18 protein-coding genes and 1 tRNA gene are annotated in these 16,869 nt (G+C 66.7%); 5 read left to right on the top strand and 14 right to left on the bottom strand.

The features are described from left to right. Positions 1 to 73: 73 nt before the first annotated feature. Complete coding sequence (locus VMT40_RS13355) at positions 74 to 1,183, top strand: aldo/keto reductase (protein ID WP_326358291.1); 1,110 nt, start codon at positions 74 to 76, stop codon at positions 1,181 to 1,183. A 29-nt stretch (positions 1,184 to 1,212) separates the two neighbouring features. Continuing rightward, positions 1,213 to 1,890, top strand: coding sequence for a class I SAM-dependent methyltransferase (locus tag VMT40_RS13350; RefSeq protein ID WP_326358290.1), 678 nt, complete (start codon positions 1,213 to 1,215; stop codon positions 1,888 to 1,890). Positions 1,891 to 1,930: 40 nt separating this feature from the next. Here the strand turns inward: VMT40_RS13350 and VMT40_RS13345 are convergent, their stop codons facing one another. From VMT40_RS13345 to orn, 6 genes are all read right to left on the bottom strand, one after another. Beyond that, complete coding sequence (locus VMT40_RS13345; protein WP_326358289.1) at positions 1,931 to 2,908, bottom strand: ATP-binding protein; 978 nt, start codon at positions 2,906 to 2,908, stop codon at positions 1,931 to 1,933. 143 nt (positions 2,909 to 3,051) lie between these two features. Continuing rightward, positions 3,052 to 3,174 (bottom strand): hypothetical protein, encoded by a 123-nt coding sequence (locus VMT40_RS13340; protein ID WP_326358288.1) that lies wholly within the window; start codon positions 3,172 to 3,174, stop codon positions 3,052 to 3,054. A 393-nt stretch (positions 3,175 to 3,567) separates the two neighbouring features. Then, positions 3,568 to 4,245 (bottom strand): RibD family protein, encoded by a 678-nt coding sequence (locus VMT40_RS13335; protein ID WP_326358287.1) that lies wholly within the window; start codon positions 4,243 to 4,245, stop codon positions 3,568 to 3,570. A gap of 8 nt (positions 4,246 to 4,253) precedes the next feature. Beyond that, the gene (locus VMT40_RS13330) at positions 4,254 to 4,985 is read right to left on the bottom strand and encodes a hypothetical protein (RefSeq protein ID WP_326358286.1); all 732 of its coding nucleotides are present in this window, start codon (positions 4,983 to 4,985) and stop codon (positions 4,254 to 4,256) included. 109 nt (positions 4,986 to 5,094) lie between these two features. After that, positions 5,095 to 5,170 (bottom strand) — tRNA-His (locus tag VMT40_RS13325). Between the two features lie 66 nt (positions 5,171 to 5,236). Continuing rightward, positions 5,237 to 5,863 carry an oligoribonuclease gene (gene orn, locus VMT40_RS13320; protein WP_326311616.1) on the bottom strand — a complete coding sequence of 209 codons (627 nt, stop codon included), beginning with the start codon at positions 5,861 to 5,863 and terminating at the stop codon, positions 5,237 to 5,239. Positions 5,864 to 6,051: 188 nt separating this feature from the next. Between orn and VMT40_RS13315 the strand changes: the two genes are divergently transcribed. Further along, a complete protein-coding gene (locus tag VMT40_RS13315; RefSeq protein WP_326358285.1) occupies positions 6,052 to 7,842 on the top strand; it encodes a helicase HerA-like domain-containing protein in 1,791 nt (596 codons plus the stop codon). A 129-nt stretch (positions 7,843 to 7,971) separates the two neighbouring features. Here the strand turns inward: VMT40_RS13315 and lysA are convergent, their stop codons facing one another. The 7 genes from lysA to VMT40_RS13280 form a co-directional block, all read right to left on the bottom strand. Then, positions 7,972 to 9,318: a diaminopimelate decarboxylase gene (gene lysA / locus VMT40_RS13310; RefSeq protein ID WP_326358284.1), complete on the bottom strand. Its 1,347-nt coding sequence runs from the start codon at positions 9,316 to 9,318 to the stop codon at positions 7,972 to 7,974. 143 nt (positions 9,319 to 9,461) lie between these two features. Further along, positions 9,462 to 10,256 carry a mycolate reductase gene (gene cmrA, locus VMT40_RS13305; protein WP_326358283.1) on the bottom strand — a complete coding sequence of 265 codons (795 nt, stop codon included), beginning with the start codon at positions 10,254 to 10,256 and terminating at the stop codon, positions 9,462 to 9,464. Positions 10,257 to 10,356: 100 nt separating this feature from the next. Further along, positions 10,357 to 10,791, bottom strand: coding sequence for a DUF4189 domain-containing protein (locus tag VMT40_RS13300; RefSeq protein WP_326358282.1), 435 nt, complete (start codon positions 10,789 to 10,791; stop codon positions 10,357 to 10,359). 203 nt (positions 10,792 to 10,994) lie between these two features. Further along, the gene (locus VMT40_RS13295; RefSeq protein WP_326358281.1) at positions 10,995 to 11,555 is read right to left on the bottom strand and encodes a hypothetical protein; all 561 of its coding nucleotides are present in this window, start codon (positions 11,553 to 11,555) and stop codon (positions 10,995 to 10,997) included. A gap of 83 nt (positions 11,556 to 11,638) precedes the next feature. Next, complete coding sequence (locus tag VMT40_RS13290; RefSeq protein ID WP_326358280.1) at positions 11,639 to 12,232, bottom strand: VOC family protein; 594 nt, start codon at positions 12,230 to 12,232, stop codon at positions 11,639 to 11,641. Continuing rightward, on the bottom strand, positions 12,232 to 14,259 hold the full coding sequence (locus VMT40_RS13285) for an NADPH-dependent 2,4-dienoyl-CoA reductase (protein ID WP_326358279.1): 2,028 nt from the start codon (positions 14,257 to 14,259) through the stop codon (positions 12,232 to 12,234). Before VMT40_RS13285 ends, VMT40_RS13290 begins: the two co-directional genes overlap by 1 nt. Then, the gene (locus tag VMT40_RS13280; protein WP_326358278.1) at positions 14,256 to 14,810 is read right to left on the bottom strand and encodes a PadR family transcriptional regulator; all 555 of its coding nucleotides are present in this window, start codon (positions 14,808 to 14,810) and stop codon (positions 14,256 to 14,258) included. Before VMT40_RS13280 ends, VMT40_RS13285 begins: the two co-directional genes overlap by 4 nt. A gap of 219 nt (positions 14,811 to 15,029) precedes the next feature. Between VMT40_RS13280 and VMT40_RS13275 the strand changes: the two genes are divergently transcribed. Together VMT40_RS13275 and VMT40_RS13270 are read left to right on the top strand one after the other, a co-directional pair. After that, a complete protein-coding gene (locus tag VMT40_RS13275; protein ID WP_062996784.1) occupies positions 15,030 to 15,233 on the top strand; it encodes a cold-shock protein in 204 nt (67 codons plus the stop codon). Positions 15,234 to 15,410: 177 nt separating this feature from the next. Further along, a complete protein-coding gene (locus VMT40_RS13270) occupies positions 15,411 to 16,382 on the top strand; it encodes a hypothetical protein (protein WP_326358277.1) in 972 nt (323 codons plus the stop codon). Positions 16,383 to 16,405: 23 nt separating this feature from the next. Here VMT40_RS13270 and VMT40_RS13265 read toward each other — a convergent pair whose 3' ends face one another. Further along, on the bottom strand, positions 16,406 to 16,864 hold the full coding sequence (locus tag VMT40_RS13265) for a flavodoxin family protein (RefSeq protein WP_326358276.1): 459 nt from the start codon (positions 16,862 to 16,864) through the stop codon (positions 16,406 to 16,408). Positions 16,865 to 16,869: the final 5 nt, after the last annotated feature.

Raw genomic sequence — 16,869 nt, 5'->3', positions numbered from 1 at the left:
AAAATGAGTTTCATTAGCAATGGCAATTCTGGTGCGGGCCGTTGTGACTGATCCGCACCGGAGGGGACGAAATATGTTGGTGCAACCGGGATCCCGGCGGATCGTGGGGACGGTTCCGGGGTCGGCGGACCGGCCGACCGAGCTGGACCACTACCGGCTGCTGGGCCGGTCGGGCCTGCGGGTTTCGCCGCTGGCGCTGGGGACGATGACCTTCGGCACCGAATGGGGTTGGGGCGCGGCCAAAGACGAGGCGCGTCGCATCTTCGACGGTTACACCCGGCGCGGCGGCAACTTCATCGACACCGCCAATCAGTACACGGGCGGCACCGCGGAGGAGTGGGTCGGCGAATTCGCCGCGTCCGAGCGCGAAAGCCTGGTGCTGGCAACCAAATACAGCGCACTGCGGCGGCTCACCGACCCGAACTCCGGCGGCAACCACCGCAAGAGCATGATGGCCTCGGTCGAGGCCAGCCTGCGCCGTTTGCGCACCGACTACATCGACCTGCTGTACCTGCACCTGTGGGACGGGCTCACCCCGGTCGAGGAGATCATGCGCGGCCTCGACGATCTGGTGCGGTCGGGAAAGGTTCTCTACCTGGGTATTTCCAATACTCCGGCCTGGCAGGTGGCGCGCATGCAGACGATCGCGGACCTGCGCGGCTGGTCTCCGTTGGCCGCCCTGCAGATCGAATACAACCTCATCGAGCGGACCGGGGAGCGGGAACTCGTGCCCATGGCCGAGGAGTTGGGGTTGGGTGTGGTCGCCTGGTCGCCGCTGGCCGGTGGCGTGCTGACCGGCAAATACCGGGCCGCCGACCTCGATGCCACGGATATCGCGGGTGGCTCGCGCAAGAGCATCGCCGCGGCGAACGATTCACTTACCGAACGCGGTCTGGCACTGGCCGATTCGGTGCGCGGTGTCGCCGCTGAATTGGGGCGCACGCCCGCGCAGGTGGCGTTGGCCTGGGTGCTGCGAAATCCGTCGGTGACCGCTCCCATCCTCGGTGCGCGCACCCTCGCTCAACTCGACGACAATCTGGCCGCGTTCGGCATCGACTTCGACGATCACCAGTTGCGTCGGCTCGACGCCGCCTCCGCCATCGATCCCGGCTTCCCGCACAACTTCCTCGCCCGGCCGCTGGCCCGCCGCACCGTCTTCGGCGATCTGCGGATCGCACGCTGACCACCCCCGCCACGAAAAGAGGTAATCCAATGCCCGCCATCGCCGACATCTTCACCGACCGCATTCTGAAGAACCCGCGCGGACTCGTCGCCCGATTCTGGTGGCGCGACATGAAGGCCCACCACGATATCTTCCGTGAGACGCTGCAGGCCCTCGCGCTCACCGCCGAGGACAACCTCATCGAAATCGGATGTGGCGGCGGAACGTTCATCAACTGGGCGCTGGAGTCCGGCTGCCGCGCGACCGCGGTCGACCACAGCGCCGACATGGTGGCGCTCACCGAGAAGAACAATGCCGAAGCCCTGCGACAGGGTCGCCTCGAGGTGGTGCGGGCCGCCGCCGAGGCGCTCCCGCTGCCCGATGCCACCTATACCGCCGCGGCCCTGATGAACGTCCTGTTCTTCCTCGATGCGCCGCGCGCTCTGGCCGAAGTACATCGCGTCCTGGCACCGGGCGGTCGACTGGTCGTGCACTCGGTGGCTCCCAACCCGCCCTCGAAGATCGCGCCCGCCCCCGTGGCCCGCCGCATGCGGCTGTACACGGACGAGGAGATCCGAACCCTCCTCGAGGCCGCCGGATTCTCCGAGGTGCGAATCACGCGGACAAATGGCGTATTTCAACTTGCCACCGCGCTGCGCCCGGCGACGGCGGAGCAGCAGTCGGAGAGCGCGGACGCCGTGTCCGGGTCGGAATCGGATCGACCCTGACCCGAGGTGGGCCGCCGCGAAGGGGCGGCCCACCTCGAATTCACGACGTCGCGGAAGCCAGGTTCGGCCGGGGCGCGGAGTTCGTATCGGGGTACGGTACGAAGTCCGGATCGACCTGTGCGACAAGGTCTTCCCCGGCCCATGCCTTCGCGTTGCGGACATGGAATTCGACCGCTTGGCGCTGGTAGGCGACCGGGTCGCGGGTGATCGAGTCCAGGGTGGAGCGGATTGTCGCCAGGGCGTGGGTGTTGTCGGGTTCGAGGTCGGCGATCGGGCGGATGTCGCCGCGTTCGGCCGCGCGGACATGGGTGGAGCGTCCGACCCAGCACAGCAGGTTGTCACCGACCTGTTCACGCAGGAACGACAGGTCGTCGTCATCGCAGATCTTATTGCCGATCACGGCGATGCGGATGCCGAAATCCTTGGCGTAGTCGCGGTATTGGCGATAGACGCCGACACTGCGCAGCGTCGGCTCGCAGACCAGCGCGGTCAGATCGAAGCGGGTGAACAATCCGGAGGCGAACGAGTCGGCTCCGGCGGTCATGTCGACCACCACGTACTCGCCGGGTCTGTCGACCATGTGGTTGAGCAGGATTTCGGCGGCTCCCACTTTGGAGTGGTAGCAGGACACCCCGAGATCCTCCTCGGCGAACGGGCCGGTCACCATGAGCCGCGCGCCACCGACCTCGCGCACGCACGCGGCGTAGATCGGGTTGTCCTCCACCACCTTCAGCAGTCGCGAACCGGCCCCCGGCGGCGTCGTTTTGATCATCGCCGCCGCCGACGCGATCCGCGGATTGTCCCCGCGCAGATACTCCTTGATCAGTGGCAGACTCTCGCTGAGCGTCGGCAGCGTCACCGCCTCTTCCTCGCTCGCCCCCAGCGCCGTCGCCAGGTGCTGGTTGATATCCGCATCGATCGCCAGGGTGGGCAGCCCCTGTTCGGTGAGATGTCGAATGAACAAGGACGACAACGTCGTCTTACCGCTGCCACCCTTGCCAACGAACGCGATCTTCACCGGCGCTCCTCTCTTATCGGTAACGCCTTTCATGTGCAGTATGGGCGGGGCCACTGTAGCCGATCGCGGATCAGCTCGGGCAAGCAGAAGGCCCAGGCGAGAGAAAGTTCCTCCGGCCTGGGCCTGGTGGCTGAACGCCTGGATCAGAAGTGGACGCGTCCCGGGTCGGCCAGCGCCATGCTCACCATCGGATTGGCCAGCACGAGGGTGATCGCCACGCCAAGGACGAGCATGAACAGCGACAAATAGCGGGTGAGGGACGACATGTCTGTCTCCTTCGAGTTCGATCTCACGAACCAATTCGGTTCCGATAACAATCGTTTGCGCTGCCGCCAGCCCGGTCAAGAGCTCCGATCGGCTCCAATTCGGTTGCTGTGCAAGACAATCGCCCCGTTCGGCGGCAGCGCATGCTTGCACGAGTCAATATCGCCGCACGACGACGCCCGTCCGCCACCGAACCAGAACCGTTTCATCGGTAGACGACCAGTTGCTACCCGTATATCGCCGCCATCAACTCATCGGCGTGGCGCACCGCGACGCGCCGGGCGGATCGGATTGGGGCGCAGGTCGATCGACTGTTCGGCGGGGTGGTTACTACCCCTGTCGAGGCGGATCCGATGCCGACGACCGGCCGCCACACCGCTTCGGTGAGTCCGCTGCTATGAACCGGGTGCCGTTGCGCTGGTGCCTTTCGGCCGGTAGCGCAGAACGACAACATCATCGAGCACTGATGCGTCGAGGAATTCCAACCGGCGTCGCGAGCCGCCGGGAAATTCGGCCGGGCCGACGAATCTTGGAGCTTCTGCTTGGCCGATCAGGAGGGGCGCGACCGCGTATCGGAGTTCGTCGGCTAGTCCGGATGCCAGGAACGCGGTGTGGATGTGTGTGCCGCCTTCGACGATGAGGCGTGCGATACCTCTGCGGCCGAGGTCGTCGAGTAGCGCACCCCAGAAGTCGGGGTCCGTGACAGTGATGACCTCGGCCACTGTGTCGAGGCGGTCACCGATCTTCGCGGCACCTTCGAAGGTGGTATAGACGAGGGGCTTTCCGGCCTCGACGTGATGGTGGAACATGCGCGCGGCCGGGTCGATATCGCCCGAGCGGGTGACCGTCACCTTGAGAAGGTTCTCGGGTTTGCCAGCGGTAGCGCGAGCGGCCCGACGCTCTTCACTGCGCAGCCACAGGCGTGGATTGTCTCGACGGACGGTTTCCGCGCCAATGAGAATGGCGTCGCACTCGGCGCGCAACGCGTCCACCCCGTCGAAGTCCCGATCGTTGGACAGGTAGAGGCGCTCCGGGACCATGTCGTCGATATAGCCGTCGAGGCTGACGGCCACGGAGAGCACTACATACGGTCGGGGCAAGTCTCTGACTCCCAGGCGGTGAAGGCGTCGCGGAACTCGGCGACTCCGGTTTGCGTACTGGCAGGATCGATCATGCCCGACAGCTGGCGGACCTTGTGAAGGATGCGGGCCGACCTCGTTGCTATACCGATCCGCAAAGCCTGACTCCCGGCGGACACGGCCGACTCGATCTCTCCCGCTGCCATGTGGGCGACGGCTGCCCGCGCGAGGTATACGCCCTTCTCCCGTGGGAAATCCGGCTGCATCTGAGCCATGGCATCTGCGAACTGCGCTGTCGCGGTGGCATATTCACCGATTGCTGTTCGGGTGTATGCCTGGTACGCATCAATGTAGGAATGATCCAGGAACATGCCCCATTTCGGATCTTCCGGGGCTGTCGCGACAACCTCGCGAGCGCTGTCGTAAGCCCGGGCGCTTTCCGTACGGTCTCCATCGAGCGCCAACGCGTGAGCCCGAAATGTCAGTGCCGCAGCTGAAAACAGTGAGTCATGGGGAGCGCTGCGACGTGCTCCGCTGGCCAACTCCTCAGCCTCCGTTGCCTCGCCTTGGTCGCAAGCCAGTTGGCTCATACGTACCAGGGACAACCCGATGCAATAGTCATCGGCCAGCTGGTGCGACCATCGCAACGCCATCGCCGCCCAGTGATCGGCGTTGATGAAGTCGCGTTGATCCTGGTACTGCCAGGCGGCCGTTTCGGCAAACATGGCCTGCATACGAAGAATCCCGCGCGGATCGCCGACGCGCCCGCGCCTGAGCTGAGCGAGCAGCGCAAGTTGGTGAAATGCGGCGAGGCCCCCGATCCGGGGGATCGAGGGCCTCGAGTGGGGTGGCTGACGGGACTCGAACCCGCGACACCCAGGATCACAACCTGGTGCTCTACCAGCTGAACTACAGCCACCATTGCCGGTAACTTCCGGCGCGGTAGAGCTTAACGTGTTGGCCGGTCGAGTACCTAATCGGCTGTTCAGGAGGGGTTTACGGGGGGTTGGGCGGGGGTGGAGAGTTCGGCGGCCACGGCGGCTATTTCGGCGGTGGAGGGGCCGGGTGGGGCGACGAAGGCGGTGCGGCGGTAGTACTGGAGTTCGCGGATGGACTCCTGGATGTCGGCGAGGGCGCGGTGGGCGAGGCCCTTCTCCGGCTGGCCGAAGTAGATGCGGGGGTACCAGCGGCGGGCCAGTTCCTTGATGGAGCTGACGTCGATCATGCGGTAGTGCAGGTGGGCGTCCAGGGTCGGCATGTCGCGGGCGATGAAGCCGCGATCGGTGGCGATGGAGTTGCCCGCGAGGGGGACGGTGCGCGGGGTGGGTACGTACTGCTTGATGTAGTCGAGGATCTGCTGCTCGGCCTCGGCGACCGTCACGGTGGAGCGGCGGACCTCGTCGGTGAGCCCGGAGCGGGCGTGCATCTCGGTCACCACCGGCGGCATGGCGGCCAGGGCGGCGTCGTCGGCGTGGATCACGATGTCCACGCCCTCGCCGAGGATATTGAGGTCACTGTCGGTCACGAGCGCGGCCACCTCGATCAGCTTGTCGCTGTCGAGCCGTAGGCCCGTCATCTCGCAGTCCATCCACACCACGTACTTATCGCTCACCCGCCAAACCCTAGCCCTTCGCGGCGCGCCGCCCCGGTTACCCGGCCGCGTCGAGGCCGCTCGCCCGCCCGGCCGGGCAGTATCGTTCTGGGCAGATCCGCGCAAAACGAGCGGTCGGCATGTTGGTTGGGCAGTTCCACGCATATCGCAGGGCAGTCGCAGTTGGCAGAGCAGACGGAGGAAGCGCGATGACCACCCCGCAGGAGAAGGCAGCGGCGGCACGAAAGGCGGCGGAGGAGGCGGCGCGGATCGCGGCGGAAGCGGCGGCCGCCGCCGAGGCCGCGGAGAAGGAAGCGGCCGAACAGGAAGCCGCGGAGAAGCAGGCCGCGGCCGCGCAGGCGGATGCCGTCAGCAAGGCGGCGGCCGCGGACAAGGCGGATGCCGCTGCTGCGCAAGCCGATTCGGGAGCCAAAGCCGCGAAGCCGAAGGCCGGTGCCGCAGACAAAGACGAGGCGGCCGCGCAGGAGATCGCGGCGGGCTACGCCATGGAGGGCCTGGCCCTCGAACTCGGCACCGTGATCACCGGCGGCACCGTGCATCCCGATGCGTGCGTACGCATTCCGATGAAGACCATGAACCGCCACGGCCTGGTCGCGGGTGCGACCGGTACCGGTAAGACCAAGACCGTGCAGGGCATCGCCGAGCAGCTCTCGGCGGCCGGTGTGCCGGTTGTGGTGGCCGACATCAAGGGCGACCTGTCGGGCCTCTCACAGCCGGGCCAGTCCAATGACAAGCTCCTCGCCCGCGCCCAGGAGACCGGCGACCCGGACTGGAAACCGCAGGGCTTCCCCTGCGAGTTCGTCTCGCTCGGCACCGAGGGCATCGGTGTGCCGATCCGCGCCACCATCACGTCGTTCGGGCCGATCCTTCTCAGTAAGGCGTTGGGGCTCAACGAAACCCAGGAATCCACCCTCGGCCTGATCTTCCACTGGTCGGATCAGAACGGCTTCCCGCTGCTCGATCTCAAGGACCTGCGCGCGGTCATCCAATTCCTCACCAGCCCCGAGGGCAAGGAGGACCTCAAGGGCATCGGCGGCGTCTCCGCACAGACCGCGGGCGTGATCCTGCGCGCCCTGGTGAACCTGGAGGCCGACGGCGGCGACACCTTCTTCGGTGAGCCGGAACTGGATCCGGCCGATCTCATGCGCACCGCGGGCGGCATGGGCGTCATCACGCTGTTCGAGCTGGGCGCGCAAGCCGCACGGCCGCAGATGTTCTCGACCTTCCTCATGTGGGTGCTCGCCGACCTGTTCCAGACCCTGCCCGAGGTCGGCGATATGGACAAACCCAAGCTGGTGTTCATCTTCGACGAGGCGCACCTGCTGTTCAACGGCGCGTCCAAGGCGTTCCTGAACCAGGTCGAGCAGACGGTCAAACTGATCCGCTCCAAGGGTGTGGGCGTGTTCTTCTGCACCCAGTTGCCCACGGACATCCCGAATTCCGTGCTCTCCCAGCTGGGTGCGCGCATCCAGCACGCGCTGCGCGCGTTCACCCCGGAGGATCAGGCGGCCCTGTCGAAGACGGTCCGCACCTACCCCAAGACCGCCACCTACGATCTCGAAAAGGCGCTCACCTCACTGGGTATCGGTGAGGCCATCGTGACCGTGCTGTCGGAGAAGGGCGCGCCCACCCCGGTGGCCTGGGCGCGCATGCAGCCGCCGCGCTCACTCATGGACACCATCGGCGACGACCAGATCCGCGCCCGCGCACAGCAATCCAGCCTGTACGGCAAGTACGGCACCACGGTGGACGCGGACTCCGCCTACGAGATCCTCGCCGAAAAGCTGGCCGCCGCACAGCAACAGGCCGAGGACGAGCCCCCGGCGAAGTCCTCCCGCTCCTCGCGGCCCGCCCCCGAGCCGGAATCCATGGCGGAGAAGATCGTCAACAACCCCGCCTTCAAGAACCTGCTCCGCTCGGCGGCCACCGTCGCGGGCCGAGAAATCAGCCGCAGCATCTTCGGCACCCGCAAACGCTGATTGCCGCCTCGAGGGCTATCGCGACCCTGTCATCGCGGCATGCATATTGGCCGGGATCCACCGCAGCAGGGTGGATCCCGGCCAAGAGCGTGCCGGAATCTCGGAGGGGTTCTCCGAACGGACGCGGCGTCAGTGGCCGATGTCTCGGCACATCAGGTCGTCGATCGTCTCGCGGCGAACCAGTTCGCGAGATTGGCCATCCCGGACGGCGACGATGGGGGGACGGCCGACTCCGTTGTAGGAGGAGGCCAGGCTGTGGTGGTACGCGCCGGTGCAGGGCATGGCCAACACCTCGCCGGGCCGGAGGTCGGCGGGCAGCCTGACGTCGTGGGCGAGGATATCGCCCGCCTCGCAGTAGCGGCCCGCGATGGTGGCGGTCATGTGCGGGCCGGTGGGGTGGCGGTTGACCACGACCGCGTCGTAGCGCGCCCCGTAGAGGGCGACGCGGGGATTGTCGCTCATGCCGCCGTCGACGGTCACGTAGGTGTGGCCGCCCTCGACGTGCTTGACCGACAGCACCCGGTAGAGCGTGACACCCGCGCGGGCCACGATGGCGCGACCCGGCTCCAAAGCGATTCGCGGGCGCGGGAATCCGTGCCGGGCGCAGGCCGCGTCGAGCGAGTCCTCGACGATGTCGGCCAGCTCGGCCAGGTTCATTTCGGCGTCGCCGCTGCGGTAGGCAACCGCGTGCCCGCCGCCGAGGTCGAGATCGGTGAGGGTGATGCCGAATTCGTCACGGATGCGGGCCATTTCGCCGATCATCCGGCGCACCGCCTCGCCGTAGGGGAAGGTGTCGTAGATCTGCGAGCCGATGTGGCAGTGCAGGCCCACGAGTTCCAGGTTCGGTTGCCGCACAATGCGATCCACGGCCTCCTTGATGCCCTGTCCGCCGATCGGGAAGCCGAACTTCTGGTCGGTCACCCCGGTGCGGACCGCCGGATGCCCGTGCACGTCGATATCGGGGGTGACCCGCAGCAGCACGCGCTGCGGCTTGGTCGCCAAGGCCGAGAGCGAGGTGATCTCGGTCAGGGAGTCGATGACGATGCGCCCGACCCCGCAGCTGATCGCGGTCTCCAGCTCGCCGAACGGTTTCCCGTTGCCGTGCAGCATGATTCGCTCCGGTGCGGCCCAGGAGGACAGGGCGACGGCGAGTTCCCCGGCCGAGCACACGTCCAGGGACAGACCCTCGTCGGTGATCCATTCGGCCACCGCCCGGGTCAGCAGCGCCTTGCCCGCGTAGATGATCTCCGCGTCGGGGAACCGCTTGCGGTACGCCTGGCAGCGCCCGCGCACCTCGCCCTCGTCGAGGACATAGGTCGGAGTGCCGTACTGATCGGCGATATCGGCCAGTGCGACCCCGCCGACCGTAATGCGTCCGTCGTCGTCGTAGTGGGTCTCGGCGGGCCAGATGGCCGGATCGAGGCGGGGCACCAGGCCCCCGTCACGCAGCGACGGAAAGATCTCGAGCAGCGTCAAGGTGTCTCCTGTTGGCGTCCCCGCTTTCCTTTCTGCGGGGCCTACTCAGGAGTACGCCCGTACCGGTAGCCGGTGCACCTCCGGCTACGCGGCCTTGACGATCGCCGGGGCGATCCTTACGGCTTGTTGACCTTGATGAGAGGTCACTCACCCAGCTTCTTGTAGGCGGCACCCGCGACCACCGAGGTGATCGAGCGCGGCCCGAACTGCCCGGCCAGGCTCATACCCTTGCTGATCAGGCCCGGAACCACGCGCATCTTGTTGCGGGCCAGCGCGTCGATGGTGATCTTGGCGGTGTGGGCGGCGGTGACCCAGATGAACTCCGGGATCTTGTTGCCCATCTCCTCCTGGTCCGGATTGTCGGTCCGGACCGGGCCGGGGGCCAGCAGGGTGACGTGCACGCCCGTGCCCTTGAGCTCGCCGCGCAGCGACTCGGAGAAGGTGTTGACGAACGCCTTGCTCGCCGAATACGTGGTGTTGTGCGGAATGGGCATATTGCCCGCCGCGGAACCGGTGATCATGATGCCGCCCGCGCGCCGCTCCAGCATGCCCGGCAGCACGGCGAGGGTGAGGTCGTGCACGGCAACGGCATTCAGTTCCATGATGGCGCGCTCGTAGTCCAGATCCAGCTTGGCCAGCGGGCCGAAGGTGGCGACACCGGCGTTGTTGCACAGGATCGCGATATCGCGGGCGGCCAGCTCCTCGGCCAGCGGGGCGCGCTGATCGCGGTCGGACAGGTCCACCGCGCGCACCTCGGCGGTGATGCCGTACCGCTCGGTCAGCCGCTGCGCCAGCTCGGCCAGCAGATCGCCGCGCCGGGCGACCAGGATCAGCGAGTAACCCCGCGAGGCAAGCTCTTCGGCGAGGGCGACGCCGATCCCGGAGGAGGCTCCGGTGACGACGGCACGATTGTCGGCGGTGGGTGCAGGCAGGCTCACGGTCGAAGAGCCTACCCATGCACGGGCGATTCGGAGGGGCGGGTCCGGGGGAGCGGAGGGTGCGCGGGGGCGTGCCCTCCACTCCTGGCGGTGGATCCGATCAGCCCGCGTTGGCGGTGCATCGGGAGTCGAGCACCTTCGCCTGACTCGGTTCCGCGCTGCCCAGGCTGACCATCAGCGGGTTCGGGTCCGGGCCGCTGGCGGCGAGGGCATTGCGGGAGGCCTCGACGAGGGTGCGGCCCAGGCCGGTGTACAGGTCACCGTCGCGGTCCACCAGCGCCGCGCAGCCGTTCACCCAGCGCACGGGAATGACGCAGTCGGAGTAGCCGCACAGGTCCATGGCGTGGCTGTCGGCGGTGGCCTGGTCGGGCGCGTTGTACGTGTAAGCGATGTGCCACTGGTTGCCGAGGACGGTCACCGCGTACGCGCCGTAGAGATCGCCGTAGTACGCGCTCGCGGTGCCGGTGGTGCCGGACAGCAGCGCACCGGCGGCGCAGACCGCTACTCCCAGAGCGGCCTTACGTGACAAGTTCATAGAGAATTTCTCCCCCAGAGTCGTTGAAATCAGGTGCTTCGCGATCATGTCAGAGCGGTACGACAGCGCTGACCGTCTGAATCGGTTGCCATATAGGTCATTTCGCTTCCGGACGGAAGATCGTGCGGTTAGCTAGGGCGTGGGGTTCCCGGAATAGACGAAGGCCCCGCCGGTTTCGGCGGGGCCTTCGTCGACACGATGGGTCAGCTGAGCACGACCGACGTGAGCGGCACGGTGAGCGTGCGCGCATTGCTTGCCATGCAGTCCGCGGCCAGCTGGCCCGGGTTGTCGATCGGGCCGGTGTTGACCGCGAGGTTCGAGCCCTCACCCGAGGTCACCTGCAGGGTGTTGCTCGCGGGCGGCGGAGTGGGGCCGCCGGGTACGTGGAAGGGGCCGGACACGTGGGTGCGGTCGCCGTTGTTCCAGATCAGGTCGGCGTCGACATTGACGTTCACATCGTCGCAGTTGCCATTACCGCTGAAGGTGCCCTGGAACCCGCTGATGTCGCAGCCGGTGATGGTGCCGCTGATATTGCCGTTGACCGGGCCGGGTGCCATCCCGATCGGGCTGGTGGTGATGCTCAGGTTGCCGCCGTTGCACACCGCGCTGCCAGCGGCGGCGGCGTGCGGGGCGAGCGTGACCAGGGCTCCGCCAGCCAGGGCGGAACACACGACGGCAAAGGCCTTGCGGGGTGATGCCATGGTCTTGCGGGGTAATGCCATGGTCTTGCGGGGTAATGCCATGGTCTTGCGGGGTAATGCCATTGTGATCGTCTCCTTGGATCAGTGCAGATCAGATGGGGCGATGCAGTGGCTAACGTGGAACTCTCACGCGAAAACGCAAGAGACTATACCCCTGGTGATTTGGGCTCCATGAAGGCGATGCCCCAGGTCAAGTGTCCAAACCAGACGCTGGCGATCCGTCCGCCCTGGACGGCCGGTTTGGGGTCACCGATGGGTCCGCCCGCGGCGCGAACGGCCGCCACCGTCGCGTCCAGATCCGACGCCATGAACGCGACCCCGACCAGCGCGGGCGGCCGACCCGAGGTGACCGCCTCGATGAACGGCTCGCCCACGCGGTAGAAGGCCATCTCGGGTCCCTGCGGGCCGCGTGGGAAGAAGCGCCGCCGCGGCGGAACGTCAAGGACGGCGGTCAGATTGGTGACGGCGTCGTCCAGGTCGGGCACCCAGTACACGACGTGATCGACGGTCCTCACACCGTTCGCGTGCGTGGGAACCCAATCGGACCGGGGCGTATTCGATTCCAGATAGGGAACGCCGAGAATCCCTGGATCGGCGTGGGTTTCGTCGAAGCCCCAGGCGGCCTCGCCGAGTGCGCAGTCGACGCCGCCGATCCGGATGCGCCCGTCGCCGACGGTGAAACCCAAGGCCGCCCAGGACTGCTCGTCTCCGGGCAGCCCCAGGCGGGTGAGGTTGGCCATTACAGGCCCGCCGCCAGGCGGGTGCCCTGGTTGATGGCGCGCTTGGCGTCGAGCTCGGCGGCCAGGTCCGCGCCGCCGATGAGGTGCACCTTCACCCCGGCGTTCTGCAGCGGCTCCTGGAGATCGCGCACGGATTCCTGTCCGGCGCACAGGATCACGTTGTCGCACTCGATGACCCGCGGGCGCTGGCGCTTCTCGCCGAAGCTGATGTGCAGCCCGCGATCGTCGATGCGCTCGTAGTTGACCCCGCCGATCTGCTCGACGCCCTTGGCCTTGACCACGGCCCGGTGCACCCAGCCCGAGGTCTTGCCCAGGCCCTTGCCGAACGAGGACGACTTGCGCTGCAGCAGTACGACTTCCCGCGCGGCGGGGGAGGGCTTGGGGGTGGTGACGAAGCCGGGGACGTTGGGATCGTCGGAGACGCCCCACTCTTCCTTCCACTCGTCGAGCTTGAGGCTGGGATGCCCGTCGACGGTGAGGAATTCGCTCACGTCGAAGCCGATGCCGCCCGCGCCGATGACCGCCACCTTCTTGCCGACCGGCTTGCCCTCGCGCACCAACTCGGCGTAGGTGAGCACCTTCGGATGGTCGATGCCCGGGATGTTCGGGATGCGCGGCTTCACGCCGGTGGCCAGGATGATCTCGTCGTAGCCGCCCGCGATGAGCTGCTCGGCGGTGGCCTTGGTCTGCAAATGCAAACGCACACCGGTGATCTCGATCTGCCGGGTGTAGTAGCGGATGGTCTCGCTGAACTCTTCCTTGCCCGGAATCCGGCGCGCGATGTCGAACTGTCCGCCGATCTTGTCGTCGGCCTCGAACAGATCCACCTGATGCCCGCGCTGGGCCAGGCTGACCGCGGCGGAGAGTCCCGCCGGGCCCGCGCCCACGACCGCGAACCTCCGGGTGCGCCGCGTCGGCAGCAGCTGCAGCTCGGTCTCGTGCCCGGCGCGCGGATTCAGCAGGCAGGAAACGGTTTTGGCCTGGAAGGCGTGGTCCAGGCAGGCCTGGTTGCAGGCGATGCAGGTATTGATCTCGTCGGTCCGCGCGTCCTGCGCCTTGCGCACCCAGTCCGGGTCGGCGAGCAGCGGACGGGCCAGCGACACCAGATCGGCGTCGCCCCGGGTCAGGATCTCCTCGGCGGTTTCGGGCATATTGATGCGGTTGGACGCGCACACCGGAATGTCCACCAGGTCTTTGACTTTCGCGGTCCACTCCACGAACGCCGCGCGCGGCACCGAGGTGACGATGGTGGGCACCCGGGCCTCGTGCCAGCCGATATCGGTATTGATGATGCTGGCCCCGGCGGCCTCCACATCCTTGGCGACCGCGGCGATCTCGTCCCAGGTCTGGCCCTGCTCCACGAAATCGGCCATGGAGAGCCGGAATACGATGATGAAGTCCGGCCCGACGGCCTTGCGCACCCGGCGCACGATCTCGCCCGCGATGCGCCGCCGGTTCTCCGGCGATCCGCCCCACTTGTCCTTGCGCTTGTTGGTGCGCTCGGCCAGGAACTGGTTGATGAAATACCCTTCACCGCCCATGATTTCGACGCCGTCGTACCCGGCGAACTTGGCCAGGGCCGCGCAGCGCGCGTAGTCGTCGATGGTCTCCTCGACGCCCTTGGCCGACAGCGCGCGCGGCTTGAACGGGTTGATCGGGGCCTTGATGGCCGAGGCCGACACGCTGGTCGGCATGTAGGAGTAGCGGCCCGCGTGCAGGATCTGCAGCGCGATCTTGCCGCCCTCGGCGTGCACGGCCTTGGTGATGGCGCGGTGGCGGTAGGCCTCGGTCTTGTTGGTCAGCTTCGCGCCGAAGGGCAGCAGCCAGCCGGTGCGGTTGGGTGCGTATCCGCCCGTAATGATCAGTCCGACACCGCCTTTGGCCCGCTCGGCGAAGTAGGCGACCAGCCGGTTGATGTGCCAGGCCCGATCCTCGAGGCCGGTGTGCATGGAACCCATGACCACGCGATTGCGTAGCGTGGTGAATCCCAGGTCCAGAGGTTCGAAAAGGTGCGGGTACGCGCTCATCGACGAGTGCCTTTCGTGTCGCGCTTCAGGGCGTCGAGTACTTCGTCGCACCAGTCCACGATTCCCTCCTCGACGCGAATGCCGCCGCGCAGGACGAGGTACTGGTGCAGCTTCTTGCCGGAGAGCTGATCCGGCGCGGGGTAGTCCTTCTTCTCGAAGGTGCGGTACAGGTCGAGTCGATGCTCGTGCTGGTCGCGATGGCGCTTCACCTCGGCCATGAGCGCCGACACATCGCCGAGCGAGGCGGCGCGCAGTTTCACGCCGAGCTCGTTGCGCATGGGTTCCAGTTCGGTGGGCTCGCCGATCCAGCGGATCAGTTCCTCGCGCCCGGCCTCGGACACGGTGTAGACCTTCTTGTCGGGGCGGCCGTCCTGCGGGACCGTTTCGGCGATCACCCAGCCCTGCTCGTCCATGCGCTTGAGCACGCGATAGATCTGCTGGTGGGTGGCGTGCCAGAAGAATCCGATGGACTTGTCGAAGCGCTGCGCCAGGTCGTACCCCGAGCTGGCGCGTTCGGTCAGCGATACCAGGAGCGCGTGTTCGAGGGCCATGCGGCCAGGGTAACTGCTACAGCCCGTACTATGCAATTCAGTGCATAGTATTGGGCCCTGCGTGTCCACAGATCACTTCTGTGGCGTACGGTTGGTTGTCTCACAATTAGCCGTGCCGGTAGCGACTTATTGGTCGCGACAGGGCATTGTGGTGGTACAGAGACTGGGCGATCGGACGTGATAAGCCCGGCTCATCGACAGAAAAGATTGAAGTAAGCAATGGCTCAAGGCAGCGTGAAGTGGTTCAACGGCGAGAAGGGCTTCGGCTTCATCGCGCAGGATGGTGGCGGCCCTGACGTCTTCGTCCACTACTCGGCCATCTCCGGTTCGGGTTTCAAGTCGCTCGAAGAGGGACAGCGCGTGGAGTTCGAGATCGGCCAGGGGCAGAAGGGGCCGCAGGCCCAGGATGTCCGCGCTATCTGATTCACGGTAGCTCCGAAAAGCCCCGTACCAGCAGGTGCGGGGCTTTTTCGCGTCCGCGTCGGGCGCGCCGGGGAGCGCTCGGTTAACGCGCCCGTGCGCGGGGTGGATTTCAGAGCGAATCAAACGCCCGGGACCACCGGGCGGAGGACACTGAACGGCGAAACAGGGGAGGCAGCCGTGCGTTCGAAACTCACCACCGTCACCGCGGCGGTACTCATCGCGAGCTCCGCGATGCTCATGACAGCGTGCAACGACAAGGACACCACCAAGGGCACACCGGTCAGCACGGTCAGCGGCACGCCGCTGGGCGGGGCCAACCAGCCCGGCGGCACCGACAAGACGGGCGGCACCGACAAGACCGGCGGCTCGAATTCGCAAGCGACAGTGCGGACCATCGGTAAGACCGGCTGGTACGAGGGCTTCGAGATCTCCGTCGACAAGGCGACCGTCACGCCGGACGGTTCCGGCGGCGCGAGCGTGCGCGTCGACATGACCTTCAAGAACACCACCACCAAGGACGCCACGCCCAGCGTCATCCCCGATATCCAGATCGACGGCGCGATCTCCCCGGGCACCGGCTTCGACATGCCGGACGTGCCCGGAAAGGGTTCGGCCGCAGGCGATGTCACCACCTCGGTGAAGAAGCTCGACAGCGCCGAGCACCTGCTGGACACCGTCACCGTGGTCTTCGGCACCTCGGCGGACAATCAGACCAAGATCCCGCTGAAGGCCGATGCCAAGGCCGACAGCGTCGCGCCCAAGACGCTGAATGTCTCCGGCAAGCTGGTGCAGGACCAGACCACCGTCGAAATCACCGGTGGCACACTGACTCCCAGTTACGTCAAGGGCGAGCGCAACAAGATGAATCTGGCGCTGCACATCAAGCTGGTCGGCGGCTCGGGCATCGGTGGCGGCGGCCTGAACGTCTTCACCGAGGACTTCAGCCTGAAGATGCCCGACGGCCAGACCGTAGTGGCCGACAACCGCGGCTTCATCGACGAGCTGCTCGATCGCAATCAAACCATCGACAAGGCCGACCTTTTCGCCGTGTTCGTGGTCCCCGCCCCCGCGACCGGCAACTACGTGGTGAGCTACGACGCGACCAAGGGCGCGAGCGCCACGCCCACCTACGCGTTCACCGTCAACTGAGAAGGATTGCGCGCCCGGGACTTTCAGGCCCTCGCGGCCACCCGGGCGCGCAGTCCGGCGGCGAAGGCGCGCGTCGCCTCCAGATCGGCCGCGTCGGGCCTGCCCTTGTTGACCCCGCCGATCGGTCGCAGCGGGGCCCAGGTGTCGAACGCGCGCACCGAGAAGGTGTCGATCACGTCGAATCCGGCGCGCCGGGCCAGCCGGGTCATGGGCCACAGCTGCGGCGGGAACCCGCTGGTGGCGAAGACGAATGCCTTGCCGCGCGGCTGTTTCGGCAGCGCGCGCACGAAGGCCCGCAGCCGCGGGTGGAACATCTGATGGAAGATGCCCGACCCGAATCCGACCAGGTCGTACCGGTCGAGGTCGCTCACCTCGACCTGTTCCGGCTCGGCGATGGTGGCATCGAGTACCTCGCCCATGGCCTCCGCGACCCGGCGCGTATTCCCATGCGACACCGAAACACACACGATCAGGGTCTTCATCTCCA

Source organism: Nocardia sp. CDC160 (assembly GCF_035818795.1).
In the GTDB taxonomy this organism is placed as follows: Bacteria; Actinomycetota; Actinomycetes; order Mycobacteriales; family Mycobacteriaceae; genus Nocardia.
This window is presented reverse-complemented; position numbering and strand designations above follow the sequence as displayed.

Excerpts from the sequence above, each read along its gene's own strand:
- VMT40_RS13295 (WP_326358281.1), bottom strand. The coding sequence starts at position 11,555 with ATGGCATTACCCCGCAAGACCATGGCATTACCCCGCAAGACCATGGCA.
- VMT40_RS13315 (WP_326358285.1), top strand. The coding sequence starts at position 6,052 with ATGACCACCCCGCAGGAGAAGGCAGCGGCGGCACGAAAGGCGGCGGAG.
- VMT40_RS13290 (WP_326358280.1), bottom strand. The coding sequence starts at position 12,232 with ATGGCCAACCTCACCCGCCTGGGGCTGCCCGGAGACGAGCAGTCCTGG.
- VMT40_RS13280 (WP_326358278.1), bottom strand. The coding sequence starts at position 14,810 with ATGGCCCTCGAACACGCGCTCCTGGTATCGCTGACCGAACGCGCCAGC.
- VMT40_RS13300 (WP_326358282.1), bottom strand. The coding sequence starts at position 10,791 with ATGAACTTGTCACGTAAGGCCGCTCTGGGAGTAGCGGTCTGCGCCGCC.
- VMT40_RS13355 (WP_326358291.1), top strand. The coding sequence starts at position 74 with ATGTTGGTGCAACCGGGATCCCGGCGGATCGTGGGGACGGTTCCGGGG.
- VMT40_RS13265 (WP_326358276.1), bottom strand. The coding sequence starts at position 16,864 with ATGAAGACCCTGATCGTGTGTGTTTCGGTGTCGCATGGGAATACGCGC.
- VMT40_RS13330 (WP_326358286.1), bottom strand. The coding sequence starts at position 4,985 with ATGCAGGCCATGTTTGCCGAAACGGCCGCCTGGCAGTACCAGGATCAA.
- VMT40_RS13285 (WP_326358279.1), bottom strand. The coding sequence starts at position 14,259 with ATGAGCGCGTACCCGCACCTTTTCGAACCTCTGGACCTGGGATTCACC.
- VMT40_RS13350 (WP_326358290.1), top strand. The coding sequence starts at position 1,213 with ATGCCCGCCATCGCCGACATCTTCACCGACCGCATTCTGAAGAACCCG.
- VMT40_RS13275 (WP_062996784.1), top strand. The coding sequence starts at position 15,030 with ATGGCTCAAGGCAGCGTGAAGTGGTTCAACGGCGAGAAGGGCTTCGGC.
- VMT40_RS13340 (WP_326358288.1), bottom strand. The coding sequence starts at position 3,174 with ATGTCGTCCCTCACCCGCTATTTGTCGCTGTTCATGCTCGTCCTTGGC.